We start from the raw sequence: 20,200 nt of genomic DNA, 5'->3' as shown, positions 1-20,200 counted from the left end.
CACCTCTGCTGTTATTATACAGGTTGACAAAATCAACTTCAATGGATCTGTGGTTGATTTTTATTAACAAAATCAACCACAGAGAAACCTCCGGCGCTGACATACCTTACTTTCTGATCAAGGAGGAAGGCATCGGTTTCCCGATGCCTTCCTCCTTGGATAAAATATTTCTTCCTACTTACTTTTATCTGCAATCCGGATAAGTTTTGACAACTCCCACAGCGTTATTCTTCATAGTATTTGATTAATGCCTGTGTGCCCAAGTCTCCTGCACCTCTTTCTTCCAGACTCCCATACATCTTAAGAACCTCTTCCAAAACAGGAAGCTCCAGGCCTCTTGCCTTTGCCTCGGAAGCGGCAATTCTCATATCCTTTATAAAATGCTTGATAAAAAACCCAGGTGCATAATCTCCTTTTAATATTTTAGGGGCGGCACTGCTCAGCTGAGTGCTTGCCGCAGAACCTTTTTTTATGGTATTGATCATCGTCTCAACGTCCAGACCGGCCGCTTTCGCATAAGTCATTGCCTCACATACGGCAGAAATGGTGCCTGCAATTGCAATTTGATTTGCCATCTTAGTATGCTGCCCATTGCCAGCCTTACCCTCATAGACAATATGGTCCCCCATTGCCTCAAATATTCTTTTGCATGTATGATATGCCCCTTCCTCTCCGCCAACCATTATAGTCAGAGTACCTTCCTTCGCTCCGATATCTCCTCCGGTAACCGGTGCGTCAAGGGCAAAGAAGCCATTTTCCTTCGCTCTGTCATATATTTGAATCGCTAATTCGGGACTGTTTGTCGTCATGTCGATGAGATACGCCCCTTGCTTTGCACATTCCATAATTCCATCTTGTCCAAAGTATACCTCTTCTACATCCTTTGGATATCCAATCATAGTGATTACTGCATCCTTATCAGCAGCACATTCCCGGATGGTATCCGTCCAAACAGCTCCTTCTTCTATAACATCTAACACTTTTGACTTGGTTCTTGTATAGATACAAACATCAAATCCAGCCTTCATTAAATTTCTCACCATGGATTTTCCCATGATGCCTACTCCGATAAATCCTATCTTCATTACGGTATTCCTCCTATCGTTCCTTTCAGGTTCAATTAATGTCATTCTTTCAATCACTGCAAAAATAATCTCCATCGATATAATACCAGATTTTTATGCATAAAGAAAGGTATACCTTTCCCTTGGCGAAAGTCTGAAAGTCTAAGCTTCTCTGTACCCGAAAATTTCGTACGATTTGATTTTTATTCGCCTTAATGTTGAAATCCATTCAATAATAACCCTATAATGAAACAAATCCGAACCTTTCTTCCATCATAAATAGGTTCGGATTTGTACTGCTTAGATTAACCGCGGAAACAGATGATTGCCTTTCAATCAGCATGGGTCCATGGGACTGACGCCGGTTTAACCTGCTAAAATTTTCAGCATTATATATTCCTCTGATTTTTCTTTTATTATCTCATATCCCAAGCGACGGTAGAAATTGACGGCAATGTTTTCTTTTTGAACGGAAAGTGACGTTTGTTTATATCCACGCTGGGATAAAAGTTCAAACAATTTTTCCATTAACTTTGATCCGATCCCTTGATTACGGTATTCCGGCAAAACAGAGATTACAAGCTCAGGCGTATCATCATCAACATGCCCGTAAGCGGGGACAATCCTTGTCCACGCCGCGCCAACCGCTTTCCCGTCAACTTCTGCGAATATTCCGCAATCCTTCTCATTGCCGTAATTCTCAATATAGATAAATAAATCGGGATGAAAGATAACATTTCTATCCGGCAGTTCTATGCCGGGTGGCGTAAAGATAGCCCAATAGCTGAACTCTTCCAATATCGGATAATCATACTTGCTAAGTTCCTTAATTTTCATCATTCATTAACCACCTAAAGTATAATTTTTCTATAGCCAATATTTAACTGCCAGCAACTTGAAGTCCGTTTTCATCTGCGGCAACGGCTTGCTCGTATATAAAGCCGTCATCCTCCAATCAATCGATCAGATTTTCACACGAAAGTTTTCTCCGGTACTATCGTATAATGGTAATCTTCTGTTTTGAATATAACCAATTCATAATTTCACTTTCTGTTTCTTCACTAACCATTTTTGCAGCTTTTATTCCCGCACCCATATGATGCAGTGACGTATCTTTAATACGTTTTTGCAAAGCGGTCCCATGGCATCTGGCCAGTGTTTTCATATGGGTATCATCAACCCTGGAAACACAAAACTCAATGGTTCCATGTGGTTTTTTGTACTCTTCCCATCTGCTCTCTTCAAGCTGCTCCGGCAAGCAGCCGGATGCTGCCATGCTTCTTATTGTTTCTTCAGCACTGTTAATCTTTATAACATTGGAATATTCAATATAGTCACAATAAATATCCTGAAACACCGGAAAATCACTCATAGCATCTTTTCCAAACAGTTTTTCATATTCACCAAATAACACTTTTTCAAAATTTTCATAAGCCTGCTGAAACTTCTGAAAATTTATTCCCACTGATAAAAACCATACATGTCCAAACTGGTTATATAAAATATTAAACGGATGGATACGGCACACCAGTTCATCAGAAAGTAACAGGTGATTGTTTCTCACTTTGCTGTCGCCCTCATCTAATCCCAAATTACGGCAGATGCTTTTATAAGTTTTCTCGGAGAGATAATGCAATAAGTTTAATTTATTAATCATGATACGCTCACCTGCAAATATAGATTTTGTTTTATTCCGATAAAGCAATTTAAATCTCAGCGTCCCTTTGTATGATACCGACAATGAAGTTGGTGAACCTGTTCTTCCAGTTCAGGAACAGGACCATCTGTAATGGTATCACGAATAATATCTTGAATGGGAAGGCTTCGAACACTCGGTATCGGTTTTCTGTGTATTGCCCAACACCACGATGGCAAGAGGTGTCTCCGGTAAAAACGACTGCTTCGGATCCCGGCAGTTCCCCAGCTTTTGCAGTGTATCTTTATTTTCAATAACTATGACTTATGCAATTTTGTGATGTAAAGAATAGGAATGAAATCTATGGATCATTATACCATTTTCTGAACTGCCTCGTCCACCGTTAAATATGTTGTCACACAAAATACTATTGCGCGGACACAGATGCTCCACCGTTGACTTATTATACCAAATTTCACCACGAAGTACAATGATATTACCAATGAACTTGTTGAAGGACAAGAACAGGCTTTCGTTATTACATCAGGGAAAGCCTGGCCTGCAGCGAGAACGGCAACTATGCCTGTCAAAAGGCAAGTAGAAATTTGTCTATGAATGATATGATCATTTATATCTACCGTAATATATTTTATTGTATAAGACAAAGCATATCTTCCCCCTCATGGAAGATATGCTTTGGGAATAACAATGTGAAGAAGTTTGATACAAATCCTTATTTTTTCACAACCGGAATCCAGATTTCAACTCCGTGTTCTGATTCTTGACTGCCGAAATAGATTTCCAAGTCAAAGTCACAATCAGCATGCTCAAAGCTCGCCGAAGGAAACCATTCGGAATAAATTCTTCCCCATGTATCGTGGAGATTACCATCGTCCTGCTCATTTTTCCATGCAACGGAAAAAACCGCCCATGTCTGTTTTGGTATCTTGAGTAAGGTGTATTCCGGGGCAACCATATCCGGTTTCTTAATGCAAGCGATCATATATTTCATACTTCCGTCCGGATTATGATCATAGGTTACTCCGGCATCTAAAAGTTCTCCGGGCTTTTTACCCGCTTCCTGCGCAAGCCTGATACAACGGCCATCTTTTTCACAGGCTTCCCAAAAAGCAGGAATATCCTTATAGCACTGGCCATTAATTACATTTGTCTGAAGCTCCAGCCCAAATACTTCAAACGCTTCCTTTTCTTCAATACGATAATTCATCTCGCTGTCTCCTTTAATAGAAATATGAAAGGACATACGAGGATAAGCTTTCAGGATAACCCCTTTGTCGCGCGCTGACATTGGTGTAACGCCGTGCAGCTTTGTAAAAGCTCTGGAAAATGCTTCTGCCGATTCGTATCCGTATTTGAACGCCAAATCAATAACCCTTGTATTGGTATTTTGCAGTTCAAAAGCGGCCAGGGTCAGCCTGCGGCGCCGGATATATTCTGAAATCGGCACATTGGTGATAAAGGAAAACATCCGCTGGAAGTGATATGTCGAGCAGCAGGCTTCTTTAGCAGCTTTGTCAAAGTCAACATTATCTGTTAAGTTTTCTTCAATATAGTTCATTGCACAGTTCATTCTGTCAAGCCAATCCATCCTATCCCTCCTTTCGAGATAAATTATATCAATGTTTTCAATTGCACTCCTGATAATCCATGCACAAAAAAATCATGAAACAAAGTAGGGGAAGCAGATATCAAAAACTGCCGTTCGATGTTTTTTTCTGGCAGGATACTATGAACGATACCGGGCATACAATACTCGGAGTTTGGCAGCCAAGTATCATAAATATAGCGGTAGGCTTTTTCTATCTCACCATTGGAATTATACCGTTCAACCTATAAGTTCTATCATTTTCTTAACTGCCTCGTCCACAGTTAAATGTGTTATATCAATACGAGGATAATCATATTGATGATAAATGTTTCTTGATGCTTCAATTCCATATTGTATACGTTGTTCATGACGGCCATCATTTCTTGCCCTGCGAATATTTTCTTCAAGCTCACATTCCAAAATTATTGGCACAAATGTATATGTTAGGCCTGCTTCAGATAGCTGGTCAATAATATTATCAAATATTTGCTTCCTTGGTCCATGAAACCCATATAAAAATATTATGTTATTGATAGAGGAACAATTTATATAATTACGCAACATGGTGAACATATTGTTTGTAACTACTTCCTTAAGTTCATCTGAAAATTCAAACGGATGAATCATTCTGCAATAATCACTGTCAACTAATGCAGAATTGTCTAATTGTTTATATAAAGCTGCACATGTTGTCGATTTACCGATACCACTTGCTCCACAAACAAATATAAGTTTTTTCAAAAATATCAACCCCTATCCAAAATATTCATAACCGTTCGTTTCCATTTTCTCAAGAAAGAACTATGACTCCGTATTCTAATTCTTGATACGCACTCTCTCACCATCACATAAATGCAAGAACTGCACCGCCCAAAAGGTCAGATCGCATTCAAGAGCATATTTGCGTTTATAGTCTGATTCTAACCGCACATCAACATAGGCAGTAGGGTATTCTATCTTCTTTGGCGAATAACGCTTGTTGTGCGGCAAATCAAAGTGTATTTTCAATATGCCGTCACTGCCGATGGCGTTCTCAACATTGATCATTGACTCTTTTATAACCCGGACACTGTCACCCACACCAAGCATGGCGATCTCCGTCAATAAACGACGGTACGTTATGATGTCAATCAAATCCGGATGAAATGGCCGGATGGGGCTGTTTTGCATATTTAACGGAAATGGAACATAATACTTTGTACCGATCTTGACATGAAAGGGATTTGCACCCTGTAGAATCTCATTATAGTGATTGAGTGCATCCGCCATCAACCGTATATTTTCAGGCGTCCGCCATGCATTTGTATAAGCCAGCGTCTCTAAATGATACTGACAGGGGAAACTTGCACTTTCCTCAATATATGGATAATTGTATCTTGCCTTGCTCTGACGCCTCTTCGTCATTTCACTAAATGATGAAAGCAGCAATATGCTCTTAAACGCTTCCAAGGCAACATTTTGAAAGGGCTTTACATAATCGTCATCACCATAGCCAAGCATTGCCTGCATGGTATAGATTAAAAGCATAAGGCAAAAACCACTGCCAATTCCACGGAAGCGATTTTCATAACGCTCTTTTTCCGGAGGAATATAGGAAAACTCTTCTCGGAGAATATCCTCATCACGCATGGCAGCAACAAAATTCTTAACAAGCGGATGTGTTTTCGGAACCGCATAGTATGATAGTAACCGTGCTGCCGTTTCACCGTCCTGCAAGGGTGTTTCATGCAGTATTTCACCTCGCCAGTTATCCCAGCTATGCATACCCCTGCCTATATAGCCATTTTCTTTCCCATATTTCAGCGATAACTTAAAATAGGATAATTGATATATTTTTTCCAACCATAGTTCTTCTTCTTCTGCTTTATTGATATTGTTAAGAATTTCTTTCCTAAGCCTGTATTGTATTACTGGTCCGGCATTATCCAACAAGAAATCAATCGATTTATTTAGATTCATAGCTTCATCCCGCCCCCATTTCTCCATAGTATTTGTGTGATGTGATATTTTTTGAATTCATTATACCATAGTCGTAAGCTAACACACCCTATCTTGATTACTCCTAAATTTATCTTACCACATAGTTCCAATAGGTACAATCGAACATAACATTAAGCTTAACAGAAAGTTCCACTTATTATAAAATAACAGACACCCGGCGTTGCCTATGGAGCTTACATTCATGCTTTGAGGATATCATGGGAAATCATCACCTTTTCATACTGATAGTTCCCTGCGTCCACAATCATGCGGCACATGGTGATCTCCAAATCAAAACGCCGCGGGCCGCAGCTGCCGGGGTTGAGAAACAGCACTCCATTCATAACTTCCGCACAATATTTGTGGGAGTGCCCATAGACTACCACATCCACATTAGTCAAATATTTAGGGATATCTTTCTTGTTATGAACAAGGAAGAAGCGCACGTCTTCTATTGTGACAGCAATGCTTTCAGGCAGATATTCTGCCCAATCCTTGTCGTTGTTGCCGCGCACCATATAGGTCTCACCGACCTGCCGCATGGACTCGGCAATATATGGGGTATTGATATCGCCGGCGTGGATGATACAATCAGCCGCAGCCAGTTCAGCCCTGACCTGCTCTCGCAGCAGACCATGGGTATCAGATAGGATGGCAATGTGTTTCATCGGTTCCTCCTCATATTACAATGTCAGTAAGTTAAGCCGGTGGAACTCCAACAAGTCACTTTTACGCTGACCGGTTAATGTTACATTCTGTAATACAGAATGTAACATTTGTGCATCTTGTGAAGCGGAGCGTCCTGAACGCACGAAGGAAAGGCAAGTAAAAGTGACTTGTTGGAGTTCCACCGGCTTAACTTACTGACATTACCTCATATTATATCACTTGCAGGAAGGACTGCCAAAGCGGCAGCCCTTCCTGGTTTCCTATTATTCTTTGTCTTACTGTTCCTATTTATTACTCACGGCCCCATAGCTTCTTACGAATTTCCAGAGCCTTATTCTTATCAGCTACCAGCTTATCAACTCCCATATCCTTTAAATCGCCCATGTATTTCTCCCATACTCCATCAAATTCATCGGGCTTACACATAATCGCATTGGCCAAATTAGCGAGCTTGGAATCATCGAAGATCTTCTGAATAACGGATAGCTCCTCCGTATTCTCACCGGTTTTCAGATTGCTAAGGCCACCGTAGGGTTTTAGGGGCAGGTCGGCAGCACCCGGAGCAACATCGGAAAAATACTTCATATTGTATTCTGCCAGGACATCCTTCTCCACTGGGCTAAAGGAAGCATCTAAGGCACTCTCATCCGCACTGTTAAGGAGCTGTCCGTTGGAGGTCTTATAGCCATAAGGCTCATTGAGCCACTGACCGTAGCCATGGTTATATTGCTTTACGCCGGTCTTCTTCACAAAACCTTGGGGATCCGCGTCATCCGCCTTCACATCCTCGGGATTTCTTACCCTGTTTCCATCGGCATCAATGGTATAGTTGACCCCTTCAATACCCCATTCTAACAATATCTGTCCTTCCTCTGTGCATAAGTAGTTAAAGAAATTCACGACCTTCTCGGGAACCTTGCAGGAGGTGGTCAAGGAGAAGCCGCCCGTACTGGCGGGACCGCCGGACTGGTATACATTCCAGTCGGTAACGCCGGGTTCTGCAAAGGGTGTAAAGGGCATATAGGTAAGGTCTCCCTTATTTTCGCTGCGAAGCTGTGTAACAGCCGTGCTGAACTGCCAGAAACCGTCAATCACACCCACGACACGGCCGTTGGCAATCTTGGACAGGTAGGTATCATAGTTTTGGGTAAAGCTCTCAGGATCAATCAATCCTTCGTTATAGAGCTTGTTGTACCACCTCATGAATTCTTTCACATAATTTTGCTGCATTGCAAGCTCAATCTGTTTGGTATCCTTATTCAGGATATAATCTCCATCCCAGGGATAGCCGTTAATGAAATTGGCAGGCCGAAGCAGGGAGAACTGGTAACGCCAGCCATCGGAGGTAAGCAAGCTTAAGCCGTACCTCTTCTGTCCGTCGGCCGTAACAGGATTCTTGGCAAGCTCGGTCTTAAGAAAATTCCCATAGTCATCCAAGGTCTTAATTTGGGGATATCCCTGATCCTTTACACCCTGTATCTGTGCCCAGAAAGCATCATCCCAGTACTGTCCGGGAGCAATGGCAGCAGGGCTGCTGGATCCCACGCCGAAGGAATAGATTCCTCTTTCTTCATTATCCATGCGGATTCGGTCATACTGATCCCCAAAATGCTTCTTAATATCCGGCCCGTATTGATCGATCAAATCATCCAGCCTCAGCAACGCTCCCCCTTCATATAAAGAGGTAAAAGAGGCATCGTCAACCTTAAGGATCATATCGGCATACTGGCCGCTGGCCTGCATCAATGCCAGCTTCTTGCCGGGATCATCTATGGCTACGTCGAACTGGAGCTTAATACCGGTCTTCCTGGTAATCTCCTCGGCCACGGGATTATCCCAGTTATATTCGGCAGTGTTCACAAATACCGTAATCGTATCCACCTTCGAGGTGTCAATCGGCTCCGGGGTGTCTGCGGTATCCGGGGCAGCCCCATCGGCATCGCCTGTGGCATCCGGTGTCTTGGTAACCACCGGTTGGCTCGTATCACTGTCCTTCGTGTCACTGCCCTTCTTGCCGCATCCGCTTACCATGGAAACCACAAAAGCTCCCACCAGTAACAGGCATAGTATCTTTTTTGCTGCATGCTTCATAAATAAATCTCCTCCTGATAATTATTTTCTATCATGAACAGGCACGGCATCTGCTCCGCCTGTATGATACTGTTTAGCCCTTAACTGCCCCTACCGTCATACCTCCCACGAAGTATTTCTGTAAGAAAGGATATACCAATATGATGGGCACAATAACCACAATGGTAATTGCCATCTGGATGGACTGGGGGGTAACCGCCGCGCTTTTGGCGGCATCCATCATGCTCGGGGAAGCTCCGTCCTTAGCTGCCGCTGCTGCCGCCGACACATTCTGTATAATCTTCTGAAGCTCGTATTGGAGTGTAGTAAGCTTAATATTGGAAGAGTTGTACAGGTATGTATCGAACCAGCTGTTCCACTGGTTTACCGCATAGAATAAGGTAACGGTGGCAATGCTCGGCTTGGAAAGAGGAAGGATAATGGACCTGAATATCCGAATGTCATTGGCTCCGTCTAACATGGCGGACTCCTGAAGGCTGTAAGGCAGGCCCTCGATATAGGAACGCATCAGGAAGACATAGAAGGCTCCCACCAGTCCCGGCAGAATATAGACCAGAAAGCTGTTGAACAGGTGAAGATCCCGTATCAGCAGATAGCCTGGCACCATCCCGCCGCTGACATACATGGTCACCATGAACAGGATATTGAAGAACTTCCTGGCCATAAAATCCTTGCGGCTCAAGGTGTAGGCCATGACAGCGGTAAAGAAGGTGCTGAGCCCCGCACCGATTACCGTACGCAGCACCGATATTAACGCCCCGTTGATAAGGCTTGGATAGGCCATGACCTCGGCATAATTATTCAGGGTAAATTTCCTGGGCCATAGGGTAATCCCTCCCTTTACGGAATCTCCCGCATCGTTAAAGGACAGTGCCAGTACGTTCAGAAAGGGATATACTGTAATCAGAGCAATCAGCAGAAGGACAGTCACAATAATCCCTTCTATGATATAATCCATTGTTTTTCTGGTTTTATAAGCTTTTTTATTCATTGGTTTTTCTCCTCCTAAAATAATGCCTGCTCCGTGGTTTTCTTCGATATGAAGTTGGCAATCAGAACAAGTGCAAAAGAAACAAAGGATGTGAAGATTCCCACCGCCGTACCGAAGCTGAAGCGCATCAGCCCAATGCCGTAATTCAGAACATAGAGGCTTAATACCTGTGCCTTTTCCTGATTCAACCCATTGGAGAAGAGCATCTGGGATTCAAAGCCGCCGTTGATCAGCCCTCCGATGTTCATGACCAGAAGGATGACCACCGTGGGGCGAATGCCGGGAAGGGTGACATTCCAGATCTTTCTCATACGTCCGGCTCCGTCCACGGCGGCAGCCTCATAAAGCTCCTGATCCACCCCGGCCATGGCGGAGATATAGATAATGGCGTTCCAGCCAAGGGTCTTCCAGACAGTGGCACTGGTAATAATGGCGTAGAAGTACTTGGGCACTCCCATGAAGTTGATGGGTTCCTTAATCAAATTCATGGATTTCAGAAAATCATTAAAAATACCGCTCTGGGGAGAGAGAAACTGTATGAACATGCCGGCTACCACCACCCAGGATACAAAATGGGGCAGATAGGATACGGTCTGAACAATTCTCTTAAAGGCGACTCCCTTTACCTCGTTGAGCAGCAGGGCAAAGATAATGGGTAGGATAAAGCAGGTAAGCACAATGGACAGGGAGGCCATGATAACGGTATTCAGCAGTGCATTGTAGAACTTCCCATCCTGAAACATCTCTATAAAATACTTAAAACCGACGAACTGGGACTGGAATACCGGCTTGCCGGGTACAAACTTGATAAAGGCATAGGACCACCCAAACAGTGGTATATAAGCAAATATGACCAGCCATATTACAATGGGCACCGACATGATAAAAAGATATTTTTGCTGATATATCCGATATAGCAGGGATTTTCTCTTCCTGCCTTTTTTCTTTGGTTTGATCTTGGTTGATTCTGCTGTCATTTTATTTTGCTCCTCTGAACTTAGTCAACTGGTATGTCTTTGATTATGGATTTATTATAGCCCAGGGTGTTTTTTCATAATACCCGGGAAACAGTACTTTTTATCCCATACTTTTGCAACCTGCGCCATGGGAAAGGATAAGGAACAGAAAAAGCGCTTTCCCCATACCATAAATTCGTGCACTTTTTCCCTATAAAATAAAACATTTACTTCCATACCCCGTGCCATTGTTGCGGTCTTTGTAAAACAATGCTATAATCACACTACCATTATTGTGCGGGCAGCCATTTCTTTGGTTACCCATTTATGATACGAGGTATATGAAGATGAATCGGATATCTTTTTTAAATAATCTGCCCATGTGGAAGAAAATTACCCTCTCCTACCTTTTTGTCATCTCCATTCCCATAGGGGTCTCTTTCTTTTTGATGAACTCCATGCGCAATGTCGTCATGGAAAATGCCATAAAGGAAGTGAACAACAGTATGGAGCGCGTCATCCTGCGTATTTCCCAAAGCCTTGAAACCGTTTCCTCCGCCTCCTATAATATTGCCTACGACGCCTCCCTTTCTACGGCCATTACCTCCAATTACCGCTCCAACTATGAGTTTGTCCGCTTTCTCTGGGAACAGGGGAATCTTTCTCCCTACATTGACCGCTCCGACGGTAATCTCAAGTACTTGAATTATTATATCGATTCCCAACATGTCCTGGACAACGGGTATATTAAGAATACTCCCAAAAATATTGCCGCTTCCTCCTGGTACCAGGAGGCCGCCGGCAAATCCTCGGCCTTCTGGCACTATATTGACAATCCCTCCTTTTTGGAGAAGGATACAAAGGATCTGACGCTTTGCCGCCCCATCTACATGCGGGGCAAATTCTTCGGCGTGCTGACTGCCGCCGTCACTTCCTCCAGATTGCAGGAAATCCTGAGCCAGGAGAGCGTCCAGACCCTGTTGCTGGATCCTGACAAAACCATTGTCAGTTCCAGCAGACCGGAGCTGACAGGCAGGAGCCTTGGAGAGGCCGGACTGAAACAGGAAGGGGAGCACTATCTGGAAATCACAGAAGGAGGAGCCAAGTCTTCCCTCATTGTGCTTTCCCTTCCCCTTACTGTCAGTCATTCCGAAGGCGTCTTCCATATCATCTCCCTGGTGCCGGAAGCCAGTATCCTGGAAAAGACCTCCCAGATTATACACCTGTCCAACCTCATCGTACTCATTGGCATCATAGTATCCTTTACCGGGCTGATCTTATTCTCCAAGCTTCTTACTAAGCGCCTATCCAGACTGGACAAGGATATACGCCGGGCTATGGGAGGGGATCTGGATTTCGTCCCCGTGGTGGATGGCAGGGATGAGATCGGGGATCTGACCATGCATCTGGGAAGGATGCTTACCAACATCCATAACCTGATACAGGAGGTATATCTGGCACAGATCCAGAAGCAGCAGCTGGAAACCAGCCAGAAGGAGATCCAGCTCCAGGTATTGAACAGCCAGATTAATCCCCATTTTCTCTTCAATATCCTGGAAAGCATCCGTATGAAGGCCGTTACCAACAGCGAGACGGAGATTGCTTCCGCTATCCGGATGCTATCCAATATTCTGAGAAAAAGCCTGTTCACAAAAAATGAGCCGGTTTTCCTCTCCCATGAGCTGGAGCTGGTCACCAGCTACCTGGAGCTTCAGAAATTCCGGTTCGAAAGCCTCTTTCACTATAAAATCAACGTCTATTGTCCCATTGATAACCAGAAGATTCTTCCCTTCCTTACCCAGCCCATTGTAGAGAACGCCTTCCGTCACGGAATTGAGGAGAGGGAGGGCAAACGCTCCGGCGGCTTTATCTCCGTGACAGTTACCCGAGAGGAGGATATCCTGATTATCCGCGTAGCCGATAACGGCGCGGGAATGAAGGCGGAGGTTCTAAAGGATCTGAAAGAGAAGCTGGAGTCTCCTCCCGGGGCATCCCCCACTGAACACATCGGAATCCTCAATGTTCATCAGCGGATACAGCTGGTATATGGGTCAGATTACGGACTCTCCCTTACCAGCGAGAAAGACAGGGGCACCATTGTTACGATCCGCCTTCCTATCATAACTTGTATCTGAAAGGAGATGCCTTTATGTACCGTGTATTGATTGTAGATGATGAAGAGCACATCCGCCAGGGTTTAAGGAATATTATCGACTGGAGCACCTTTGGTTTTGAAATCCTTGCCGAAGCCTCCAACGGCGGGCAGGCTCTGAATTTAACGGAGCGGCTTAAGCCAGATCTGGTAATTACGGATATTAAAATGCCTGAAATGAACGGACTTGATATGATAAGACAACTGCGCCTGACCGGTTATTCCGGCTTTTTCATTCTGATTACCGGATTCGCCGACTTTACCTACGCCCAGACAGCTATCCGCTACGGCGTTAAGTCCTATCTGTTAAAGCCCATTGACGAACGGGCTCTTGCGGGAGAACTTTATTCCATCCGGAAGGAGCTGGAGGCTTCCTCCCTGGTCATCGACAGGCAGGACACCTTTTCTGTACTGACCAGGGAAAAGCTGCTGGAGCAGTTCATTACAGGCATCTCCTCCTATGAGACGCTCTCTGTACTTCCGGATATCCCCACCTGGGAGAAGAACGGTAATTCCCTCCAGATTATATTGATTTCTTTTTCCCTTACCAATCAGGAGGGTAAGACCCTGGAGGATTTCCACCTTGCCCTGCAGCGGTTTATTGCGAAGCAGTCCTGCCAGTATCTGTACTCCACCAACAAGTCCTATGCGATCCTTTCCATCAATCGCTCCAAGACCAACACCCTGGTTTTTAACAAGCTGCAGAAGGATATTTTTGCGGAATTCCATATCAACCTGTTTATTTCCATCGGAAAGAAGGTAGCTTCCTTTGCGAATCTTCCCCAGTCCTATGAGTCCGCCGATCAGTTGTTTGACAAGCTCTTTCTCTACGGCTACAAGGGTCTGGTTTCTGCCGAGAGCCTTCCCCACTTAAGGGAGCAGGCACCCATTGCCCTGGAGGACATGATAAAGCGGCTCGCTCCGGCCATTGAGTATCATTCCCTGGAGGATATTAACCGGTGCCTGGAGCGATGGATGAATTCTTTTATTGAGCGGGATGCCTCCGAAATGGAGGTAAAGACAGAATATATCAACCTGTTTATCAACCTGGTAGATTATTTCAGAACCTTATTTCCTGACAGGGAGAAGGATCTCTTCGATCGGCAGGGTTTTATTGAAAGCGCCTACCTAAAGGACAGCATCATGGAGCTGAACAGTGAATTAAAGGCCTTACTGGTTAATATCTCCAGTGAATTCGAAGCCCTTCCTCCTGATAACATCGTGGAAAAGCTCATCCGTTATATGAAAAACAATTATAACAAGGATATTTCCATCACCTCCATGGCCCAGTCCCTGCATTACAGCAGAACCTATCTGGGCCGCAAGTTCAAAAGTTCCACAGGAGAATCCTTTACCGATTATCTGGACAGGCTTCGGGTGGAGAAGGCAAAGGAGCTCCTGGAGAAAGGATACCTGGTCTATCAGGCCGCCGAAATGGTAGGCTATAAAAATGTGGATTATTTTAATATCAAATTTAAGAAATACGAGAAGGTTTCCCCTTCCCAGTATAAGAAGAAAAGATGAGTAACTGCTTCACATTAAGCAGGTTCGGCATCCTCTAAATTGATTTCTTCTCCAAATAGGGAAAAAGGGCATAGAAAATACTAGAAGCATTGGATATCCGGGCTGATCTCATCAAATTCCGCGATATGGGGCATAGCGATACCATGTTTGGCGAAAACCCGTTTTGAGGCCTGAAAATGGTCAGAGAAGATAATAAATACATATAATAGCCGAAATCATATTGATCCGATACAACATATCGGCTATAATGTAGTAAAAGACAAATTTAGACGAAGAGGTGATTTTATGAATTATATACACAGAGCAATGGAGGATACCTTTCTCCGCCTTTCCAAAGAATTTCCTGCTTTGTTGCTTACCGGTCCGAGGCAGGCAGGAAAAACCACCATGCTGCAAAAGCTGGCTGCAGAGGAGAACATAGGACGGGAGTATGTTACGCTGGACGATTTGACAGAGCGCCAGATGGCAAAGAATGACCCGAAGATGTTCCTGCAAATTCATAAGCCGCCGGTGTTTATCGATGAGGTGCAGTATGCACCGGAGCTATTCACTTATATTAAAATACATGTCGACCAAAACCATCGTGCCGGTGATTTTTGGCTGACAGGTTCACAGGTGTTCAAACTGATGGAGGGAATACAGGAATCTCTGGCTGGGCGCGTTTGCCTGCTCCATATGGCACCCATGTCACAGGCTGAAATCTACGGTACTGCTTCAACACCTTTTGTGCTGGATTTGGAACAACTGTCACAGCGGATAAAGGAGAGGACACCTGTTGATACTCCTGCACTTTATGAGCGTATTTTCAGAGGTGGTATGCCTGCCCTTATCAGTGGGCAATACAGTGATTATCGGGCTGTTTATTCCAGCTATATCAGCACCTATGTTGACCGGGATGTAAAAGAGACATCCGGTGCCATTGATTCGCTTAAATTTATGGACTTTATCACATCAGCAGCTGCTCTGTGTGGACAGATGGTGAATTATAAGACTATCTCTGATGCTGCCGGGATTGACCAGGTTACCGCTAAAAACTGGCTTGGGATTTTGGAGAGGCTGGGAATTGTGTTTTATCTCCATCCATATTCAAATAATATGCTTAAGCGCATGGTAACGAAACCAAAACTTTATTTCTATGACTGTGGGTTGGCAGCATATCTGACCAAATGGAGCGATAGTGATACTCTGATGAATGGTGCAATGAGCGGTGCAATTCTTGAAAATTTTGTAGTGTCGGAGATTGTCAAGAGCTATCAGAACTGCGGCCGAGAAGCCTTTATTTATTACTATCGGGATAAGGATACCAAGGAGATAGACATTTTGCTGGAGGACAGTGGAAAGCTGTACCCTATGGAAATCAAGAAAACAGCCACTCCGCAGAGCCAGCTTACCCGAGTATTCGGGGTCATAGATAAAGCTTCATTGGAACGTGGGACAGGGGCTGTGCTGTGCACCACAGATCGGTTATCGGCGTTTGATAGCCAGAATTTAATTGTTCCCATTTGGGGGATATAGAAAGATAACGCAGTCATACTGGCCGCATTTTACGGTCTTCGCCGTGAAGAAGTTTTGGGACTAAAATGGAGTGGTGCTTTTAATTTTGTCAACGATGTATTTACCATTTTCCTTTGCGAAACTCTTCAATTTCTTCATACAATGGCTTACCTTTATATTTGATAAAATCGGCTTCAAAATTCTATAATTAGGTCAATGGCAGGAGCAAATTCAGGACACATATTTTTCAGATAATCAAAAGGATTATCTTGACTATTTTGATTTGTTACAATATTTTCTGTTTTTCTTAATAAATGCTTGATTGATAATAAATTTTAGCAGGTTCGGCAGCAATATGAGATTGCCTCCGTGTCTTTTATTTAATTTATTAATTTTTCCAATCATGCCCGGCTGTATTTTTCAGCCAGGCTTTTTTGTATTTTAACAAAACTCTGGTACTTCAGATATTTTTTGTATTGGGGTTTATAAAGAAGCTGATAGACACACGCGACCGCTTGCGGTCAAAACTCATGCGGGCTGCCCTTTCGTTCGAGGTTTGAGCTAAACAATCCGCGCCCCCTTTCTGCAGCTTATGAAACCCACCTTACATTTACATTGTTTTGAAATTTATCTTGACGCTACTACATTCATGTAGTAGAATAGAACCACTACATAAATGTAGTAGAATTGTCGCAGACGTGCGGCAATGAATGGAGGATGTATACCCATGATTAATTTTCAAAAACTATCAGAAACGGAAATGGAAGTGATGCAGATTATCTGGGCTTCCGACCATCCCATTACATCCGGCGAACTGCTTGACATTTTTGCACTGCAAAAGGGCAAGGAGTGGAAAGGACAAACAATAGCAACCTTTCTTGCAAGGCTGGTTGAAAAGGGTGTCCTGACTTCCATAAAACAAGGTCGGGCGAATATCTACGAGCCTCGCATATCGCCGGAAGAATATCGGAGCCATGAAGCAAAGAGCCTATTGGAAACTTTGTATGAGGGTTCAGTTAAAAACTTCTTGACAACGCTCTATGACGGTAAAGAACTGACGAAAGATGAAATGACCGAATTAAGACGCTGGTTCGCAGAAAAGGCAGGTGATAAGAATGAGTAATCTGTTTTCAAATCTCCTTGCCATGTCTATTGCGGGAAGTGTGGTTGTCGGGCTAATGCTGTTGCTTCGACCTGTAACGGCGAAAATCTTTCCTGCAAAGTGGCAATACGGAATTGGAAAAATGGCAATCGCTTTTTTTCTCTTACCCGTTTTTCTCTTTACCGGAAGCCTCCCTTTAGTTCACCCTATCGCGGAAAACTATCCTGCCGAACCGTCTCTCATTCAGAAATCACTACCAACACTACCGTCAAACGGTTTTATAGACACAATGGATACTCTGGTGGAGAAGCATTTGACGGTTGAATTGACACAAACCATTTTGCTCATTTGGTTTATGGGTACGATGGTATTTGCCGGATGGCATTTCTATTGCTACCGCAGATTTTCTAAACAACTTCGGACTGACTGCTTTCCCGTATCGGAGGATAGCGCAACCGCCGTCCTTCTTTCCTCATGCAAAGCGGCGTTAGGTATCCATAGCGAAGTAAAACTTATGATGAACCCAAAAATCAAAAGTCCTATGCTTGTGGGGTTGTGCCGCCCTATGATATTGCTGCCAACCTCAAACATGCGGGAACATGACTTGAAATTTGTCTTGACCCATGAGCTAATGCACTTGAAACGCAAGGATTTATGGGTAAAAATGCTTGCCCTACTTGCAGGAACCGTGCATTGGTTTAACCCCCTTGTCCATGTTCTACGCAAGGATATAAGCACATGGGGCGAGTTATCCTGCGACGAGGCATTGGCATGTGAAATGTCCCATGAGGAAAGAAAACTTTATGGCGAAGCTATCTTGAACACGCTGGATAATCAATCCGGCATGAACACGGCTTTTTGTTCTTCTCTATGTGAGAGCAGAAAGCACATTGAAAGGAGATTAACCCTGTTGTTAAACGTTAAGAAAACAAAGAAACATATTGCGGCTTTTGCTGTTGTCGCAATGGTAACAATCGCAGGTGTTGGAGCAACCGTCGCTGCTTTAGCCGCAGAAAATACCCCCAACTTGGATGATGTCCAACTTTTAAGTAAAGGAACAGAACCCTTAAAGCATGAACAGCCATCTGATAATAACAAAGGGCAAAATCAGCAGCCACTACCTAAAGCTGTATCATACGGGGAACTAGAAATATTGGAAAATACAAGTATGAGCTTCGGTGTTGATCGATTTTCGAAACCATTTACAAAAAAGATAGAGGAAATTGCAATGGTTAAGGAGTCTGTCACTGAACAAGTAACAATCTTGTCGGCAGAGGAAATTGCGGGAGCGATTAAAATGGATTTGGAGATGGAAACGTTAATTTCCGTCAAGCTCTCCGACGAGAGCAAGTTTACACCGGAGCAGTGGCAGGACATCTTGAAAAAGATTGAAAGCGGAGAAATTAGGGGCGAGGCTGAATAGTAACAACACAGTATAAAACCGAATACCGTCAAGTATTTTTCGCAAAATCATAATTAGCCGTTTGGTTACCGGTAGTTAGCCGACTATGTAAGCTGCTTCGTCAGCAGATTGCATTTGATCAAGATGCTTCATGTTCATGTAGAGTTTTGCTCCCCACTGGGTTCCCGCTATATGACGAAGTCGGGCACATACCAGCATAAGAGCTCACTGTCCATCCGGAAATGTGCCAACTACTTTTATCCGACGCTTGATTTCACGGTTCAAGCGCTCAATCGCGTTGTTTGTCCGAATCCGATTCCAGTGCTCATAGGGAAAATTCATGTATGCTAAGGTTTCTTCAATGCCATCTTCGAGCTTCTTGGCCGCTTCCTTCAGCTTCATGTTCCGTAGCTCACCCGCTACCTGCCTTGCCTTTTCACAGGCTGCTTCCTTGCTTTCCTGGGCGTGAATTGCTTTCAGCATTTTTGCCACGAATTTCATACGGCTGCGTGGTGTTACTGAAAAAATATTTCTGTAGAAATGTACCGTGCAACGCTGATATTTCGCTTCGGGAAACACTTGTGGAATAGACTCCAGCATACCGAGATTTTTATCCCCTATAATCAATTGGACACCTTTGAGGCCCCGCTCTTTTAATCCGGTGAGGAAGTTTTTCCAGCTTTCCCGGTCTTCCTTCATGCCTTCGGAGGCTCCGATTATTTCACGGTAGCCATCTTCATTTACACCGATAGCTATCAGGATTGATACATTCTCATATTCGCCGCCCCAGCAGCGTTTCAGGAAGATGCCATCGACAAAGACATAGGGATAGTTTCCGCCATTCAGAGGCCGATTACGCCAAACCTCGATGTGCTCGTAGGCTTTCTTGTTTAAGTTGCTGATTGTTCCGGGAGATACCTTCGTGCCCCAAAGTGCCTCCGTGATATCCTCAACCCGGCGAACGGAAACACCGGCCAGATACATCTCAATGAGTGCCTCTTCCACAGAGCATTCCCGTCTGCGGTAGCGCTCTATGATGGCTGTTTCAAAAGGAATCCCTTTGAGTTTTGGCACATTCAGCTTTACTTCTCCTGAAGTGGTAACAAGATTCCTCTGGTAATGACCTGACCGGTAACCCTGACGATCACCGGAACGCTCATATTTTTCGGCATTGACGAGTTCATCGGCTTCCTTGTCAAGCAGGGCATTGAGGGTTTCCTCAACACTAGAACGTACTAAATCCTTTAATTCGGTTTTGATTATTTCTTCGTTTAATTGTATAATGTTAATGCTATCTTTAGATAGCTTGGACATAGTTTCATAGCCTCCTTAGTGAGATTGGTGTGGTAACTTTATTTTACCAAGCGGCTATGGAGCATGTCCATTTTTATGAAATTGAATTTGCGAAATTAATTATATGTTATCTTTATTTGGTTGATTTCATGATTTATTTTCTGTAGTTGTTGTTTTAAACCCTCATACTCACTATCTTTCTTCTTCCAGGCTTCTTCTTTTATTTCTTCATCAGTT

General features: G+C 43.8%; 15 protein-coding genes and 1 pseudogene. 5 read left to right on the top strand and 11 right to left on the bottom strand.

Annotated elements, in window-relative coordinates; translation table 11 throughout:
- Positions 1-224: 224 nt before the first annotated feature.
- The 10 genes from HNQ56_RS11180 to HNQ56_RS11135 form a co-directional block, all read right to left on the bottom strand.
- Entirely contained in the window at positions 225-1,085 is an 861-nt protein-coding gene (locus HNQ56_RS11180; protein ID WP_429145806.1) for an NAD(P)-dependent oxidoreductase, read from the bottom strand.
- Between the two features lie 345 nt (positions 1,086-1,430).
- Positions 1,431-1,904, bottom strand: a complete 474-nt coding sequence (locus tag HNQ56_RS11175) for a GNAT family N-acetyltransferase (RefSeq protein ID WP_429145803.1) — start codon at positions 1,902-1,904, stop codon at positions 1,431-1,433.
- A gap of 154 nt (positions 1,905-2,058) precedes the next feature.
- Positions 2,059-2,721 carry a hypothetical protein gene (locus tag HNQ56_RS11170; protein WP_429145800.1) on the bottom strand — a complete coding sequence of 221 codons (663 nt, stop codon included), beginning with the start codon at positions 2,719-2,721 and terminating at the stop codon, positions 2,059-2,061.
- Positions 2,722-3,433: 712 nt separating this feature from the next.
- Positions 3,434-4,309, bottom strand: coding sequence for an AraC family transcriptional regulator (locus HNQ56_RS11165; RefSeq protein WP_429145797.1), 876 nt, complete (start codon positions 4,307-4,309; stop codon positions 3,434-3,436).
- 237 nt (positions 4,310-4,546) lie between these two features.
- Complete coding sequence (locus HNQ56_RS11160) at positions 4,547-5,050, bottom strand: AAA family ATPase (RefSeq protein WP_429145794.1); 504 nt, start codon at positions 5,048-5,050, stop codon at positions 4,547-4,549.
- Between the two features lie 75 nt (positions 5,051-5,125).
- The gene (locus tag HNQ56_RS11155; RefSeq protein ID WP_429145792.1) at positions 5,126-6,268 is read right to left on the bottom strand and encodes a hypothetical protein; all 1,143 of its coding nucleotides are present in this window, start codon (positions 6,266-6,268) and stop codon (positions 5,126-5,128) included.
- Between the two features lie 221 nt (positions 6,269-6,489).
- Positions 6,490-6,957, bottom strand: a complete 468-nt coding sequence (locus HNQ56_RS11150; protein WP_429145789.1) for a metallophosphoesterase family protein — start codon at positions 6,955-6,957, stop codon at positions 6,490-6,492.
- Between the two features lie 292 nt (positions 6,958-7,249).
- Positions 7,250-9,049: a type 2 periplasmic-binding domain-containing protein gene (locus HNQ56_RS11145; RefSeq protein WP_429145787.1), complete on the bottom strand. Its 1,800-nt coding sequence runs from the start codon at positions 9,047-9,049 to the stop codon at positions 7,250-7,252.
- Between the two features lie 73 nt (positions 9,050-9,122).
- Positions 9,123-10,040 (bottom strand): carbohydrate ABC transporter permease, encoded by a 918-nt coding sequence (locus tag HNQ56_RS11140; RefSeq protein WP_429145784.1) that lies wholly within the window; start codon positions 10,038-10,040, stop codon positions 9,123-9,125.
- 14 nt (positions 10,041-10,054) lie between these two features.
- Positions 10,055-11,017: an ABC transporter permease gene (locus HNQ56_RS11135; protein ID WP_429145782.1), complete on the bottom strand. Its 963-nt coding sequence runs from the start codon at positions 11,015-11,017 to the stop codon at positions 10,055-10,057.
- A gap of 326 nt (positions 11,018-11,343) precedes the next feature.
- On the opposite strand from HNQ56_RS11135, the gene HNQ56_RS11130 reads away from it, so the two are divergent.
- From HNQ56_RS11130 to HNQ56_RS11110, 5 genes are all read left to right on the top strand, one after another.
- Positions 11,344-13,131, top strand: coding sequence for a cache domain-containing sensor histidine kinase (locus HNQ56_RS11130; RefSeq protein ID WP_429145779.1), 1,788 nt, complete (start codon positions 11,344-11,346; stop codon positions 13,129-13,131).
- A gap of 14 nt (positions 13,132-13,145) precedes the next feature.
- Positions 13,146-14,672: a response regulator gene (locus HNQ56_RS11125; protein WP_429145776.1), complete on the top strand. Its 1,527-nt coding sequence runs from the start codon at positions 13,146-13,148 to the stop codon at positions 14,670-14,672.
- A 285-nt stretch (positions 14,673-14,957) separates the two neighbouring features.
- On the top strand, positions 14,958-16,187 hold the full coding sequence (locus HNQ56_RS11120) for an ATP-binding protein (RefSeq protein ID WP_429145773.1): 1,230 nt from the start codon (positions 14,958-14,960) through the stop codon (positions 16,185-16,187).
- A 706-nt stretch (positions 16,188-16,893) separates the two neighbouring features.
- A complete protein-coding gene (locus tag HNQ56_RS11115; protein ID WP_429145770.1) occupies positions 16,894-17,289 on the top strand; it encodes a BlaI/MecI/CopY family transcriptional regulator in 396 nt (131 codons plus the stop codon).
- A complete protein-coding gene (locus tag HNQ56_RS11110) occupies positions 17,282-18,691 on the top strand; it encodes a M56 family metallopeptidase (RefSeq protein WP_429145767.1) in 1,410 nt (469 codons plus the stop codon). The genes HNQ56_RS11115 and HNQ56_RS11110 overlap by 8 nt, the downstream gene beginning before the upstream one ends.
- Positions 18,692-18,766: 75 nt before the next feature.
- Here HNQ56_RS11110 and HNQ56_RS11105 read toward each other — a convergent pair.
- Positions 18,767-19,984, bottom strand: a pseudogene (locus HNQ56_RS11105) (IS256 family transposase).
- Between the last annotated feature and the right edge of the window lie 216 nt (positions 19,985-20,200).

Source organism: Anaerotaenia torta, assembly GCF_050433395.1.
GTDB lineage: Bacteria > Bacillota > Clostridia > Lachnospirales > Lachnospiraceae > Mobilitalea > Mobilitalea torta.
Note: the sequence above shows the minus strand (reverse complement) of the source record. Positions and strands in the feature narration are given on the sequence as shown.

Bases quoted from the DNA above. Each gene is read 5' to 3' on its own strand.
- HNQ56_RS11155 (WP_429145792.1), bottom strand. From the start codon at position 6,268: ATGAATCTAAATAAATCGATTGATTTCTTGTTGGATAATGCCGGACCA.
- HNQ56_RS11125 (WP_429145776.1), top strand. From the start codon at position 13,146: ATGTACCGTGTATTGATTGTAGATGATGAAGAGCACATCCGCCAGGGT.
- HNQ56_RS11175 (WP_429145803.1), bottom strand. From the start codon at position 1,904: ATGATGAAAATTAAGGAACTTAGCAAGTATGATTATCCGATATTGGAA.
- HNQ56_RS11130 (WP_429145779.1), top strand. From the start codon at position 11,344: ATGAATCGGATATCTTTTTTAAATAATCTGCCCATGTGGAAGAAAATT.
- HNQ56_RS11110 (WP_429145767.1), top strand. From the start codon at position 17,282: ATGAGTAATCTGTTTTCAAATCTCCTTGCCATGTCTATTGCGGGAAGT.
- HNQ56_RS11165 (WP_429145797.1), bottom strand. From the start codon at position 4,309: ATGGATTGGCTTGACAGAATGAACTGTGCAATGAACTATATTGAAGAA.
- HNQ56_RS11170 (WP_429145800.1), bottom strand. From the start codon at position 2,721: ATGATTAATAAATTAAACTTATTGCATTATCTCTCCGAGAAAACTTAT.
- HNQ56_RS11135 (WP_429145782.1), bottom strand. From the start codon at position 11,017: ATGACAGCAGAATCAACCAAGATCAAACCAAAGAAAAAAGGCAGGAAG.
- HNQ56_RS11145 (WP_429145787.1), bottom strand. From the start codon at position 9,049: ATGAAGCATGCAGCAAAAAAGATACTATGCCTGTTACTGGTGGGAGCT.
- HNQ56_RS11115 (WP_429145770.1), top strand. From the start codon at position 16,894: ATGATTAATTTTCAAAAACTATCAGAAACGGAAATGGAAGTGATGCAG.
- HNQ56_RS11180 (WP_429145806.1), bottom strand. From the start codon at position 1,085: ATGAAGATAGGATTTATCGGAGTAGGCATCATGGGAAAATCCATGGTG.
- HNQ56_RS11150 (WP_429145789.1), bottom strand. From the start codon at position 6,957: ATGAAACACATTGCCATCCTATCTGATACCCATGGTCTGCTGCGAGAG.
- HNQ56_RS11140 (WP_429145784.1), bottom strand. From the start codon at position 10,040: ATGAATAAAAAAGCTTATAAAACCAGAAAAACAATGGATTATATCATA.
- HNQ56_RS11120 (WP_429145773.1), top strand. From the start codon at position 14,958: ATGAATTATATACACAGAGCAATGGAGGATACCTTTCTCCGCCTTTCC.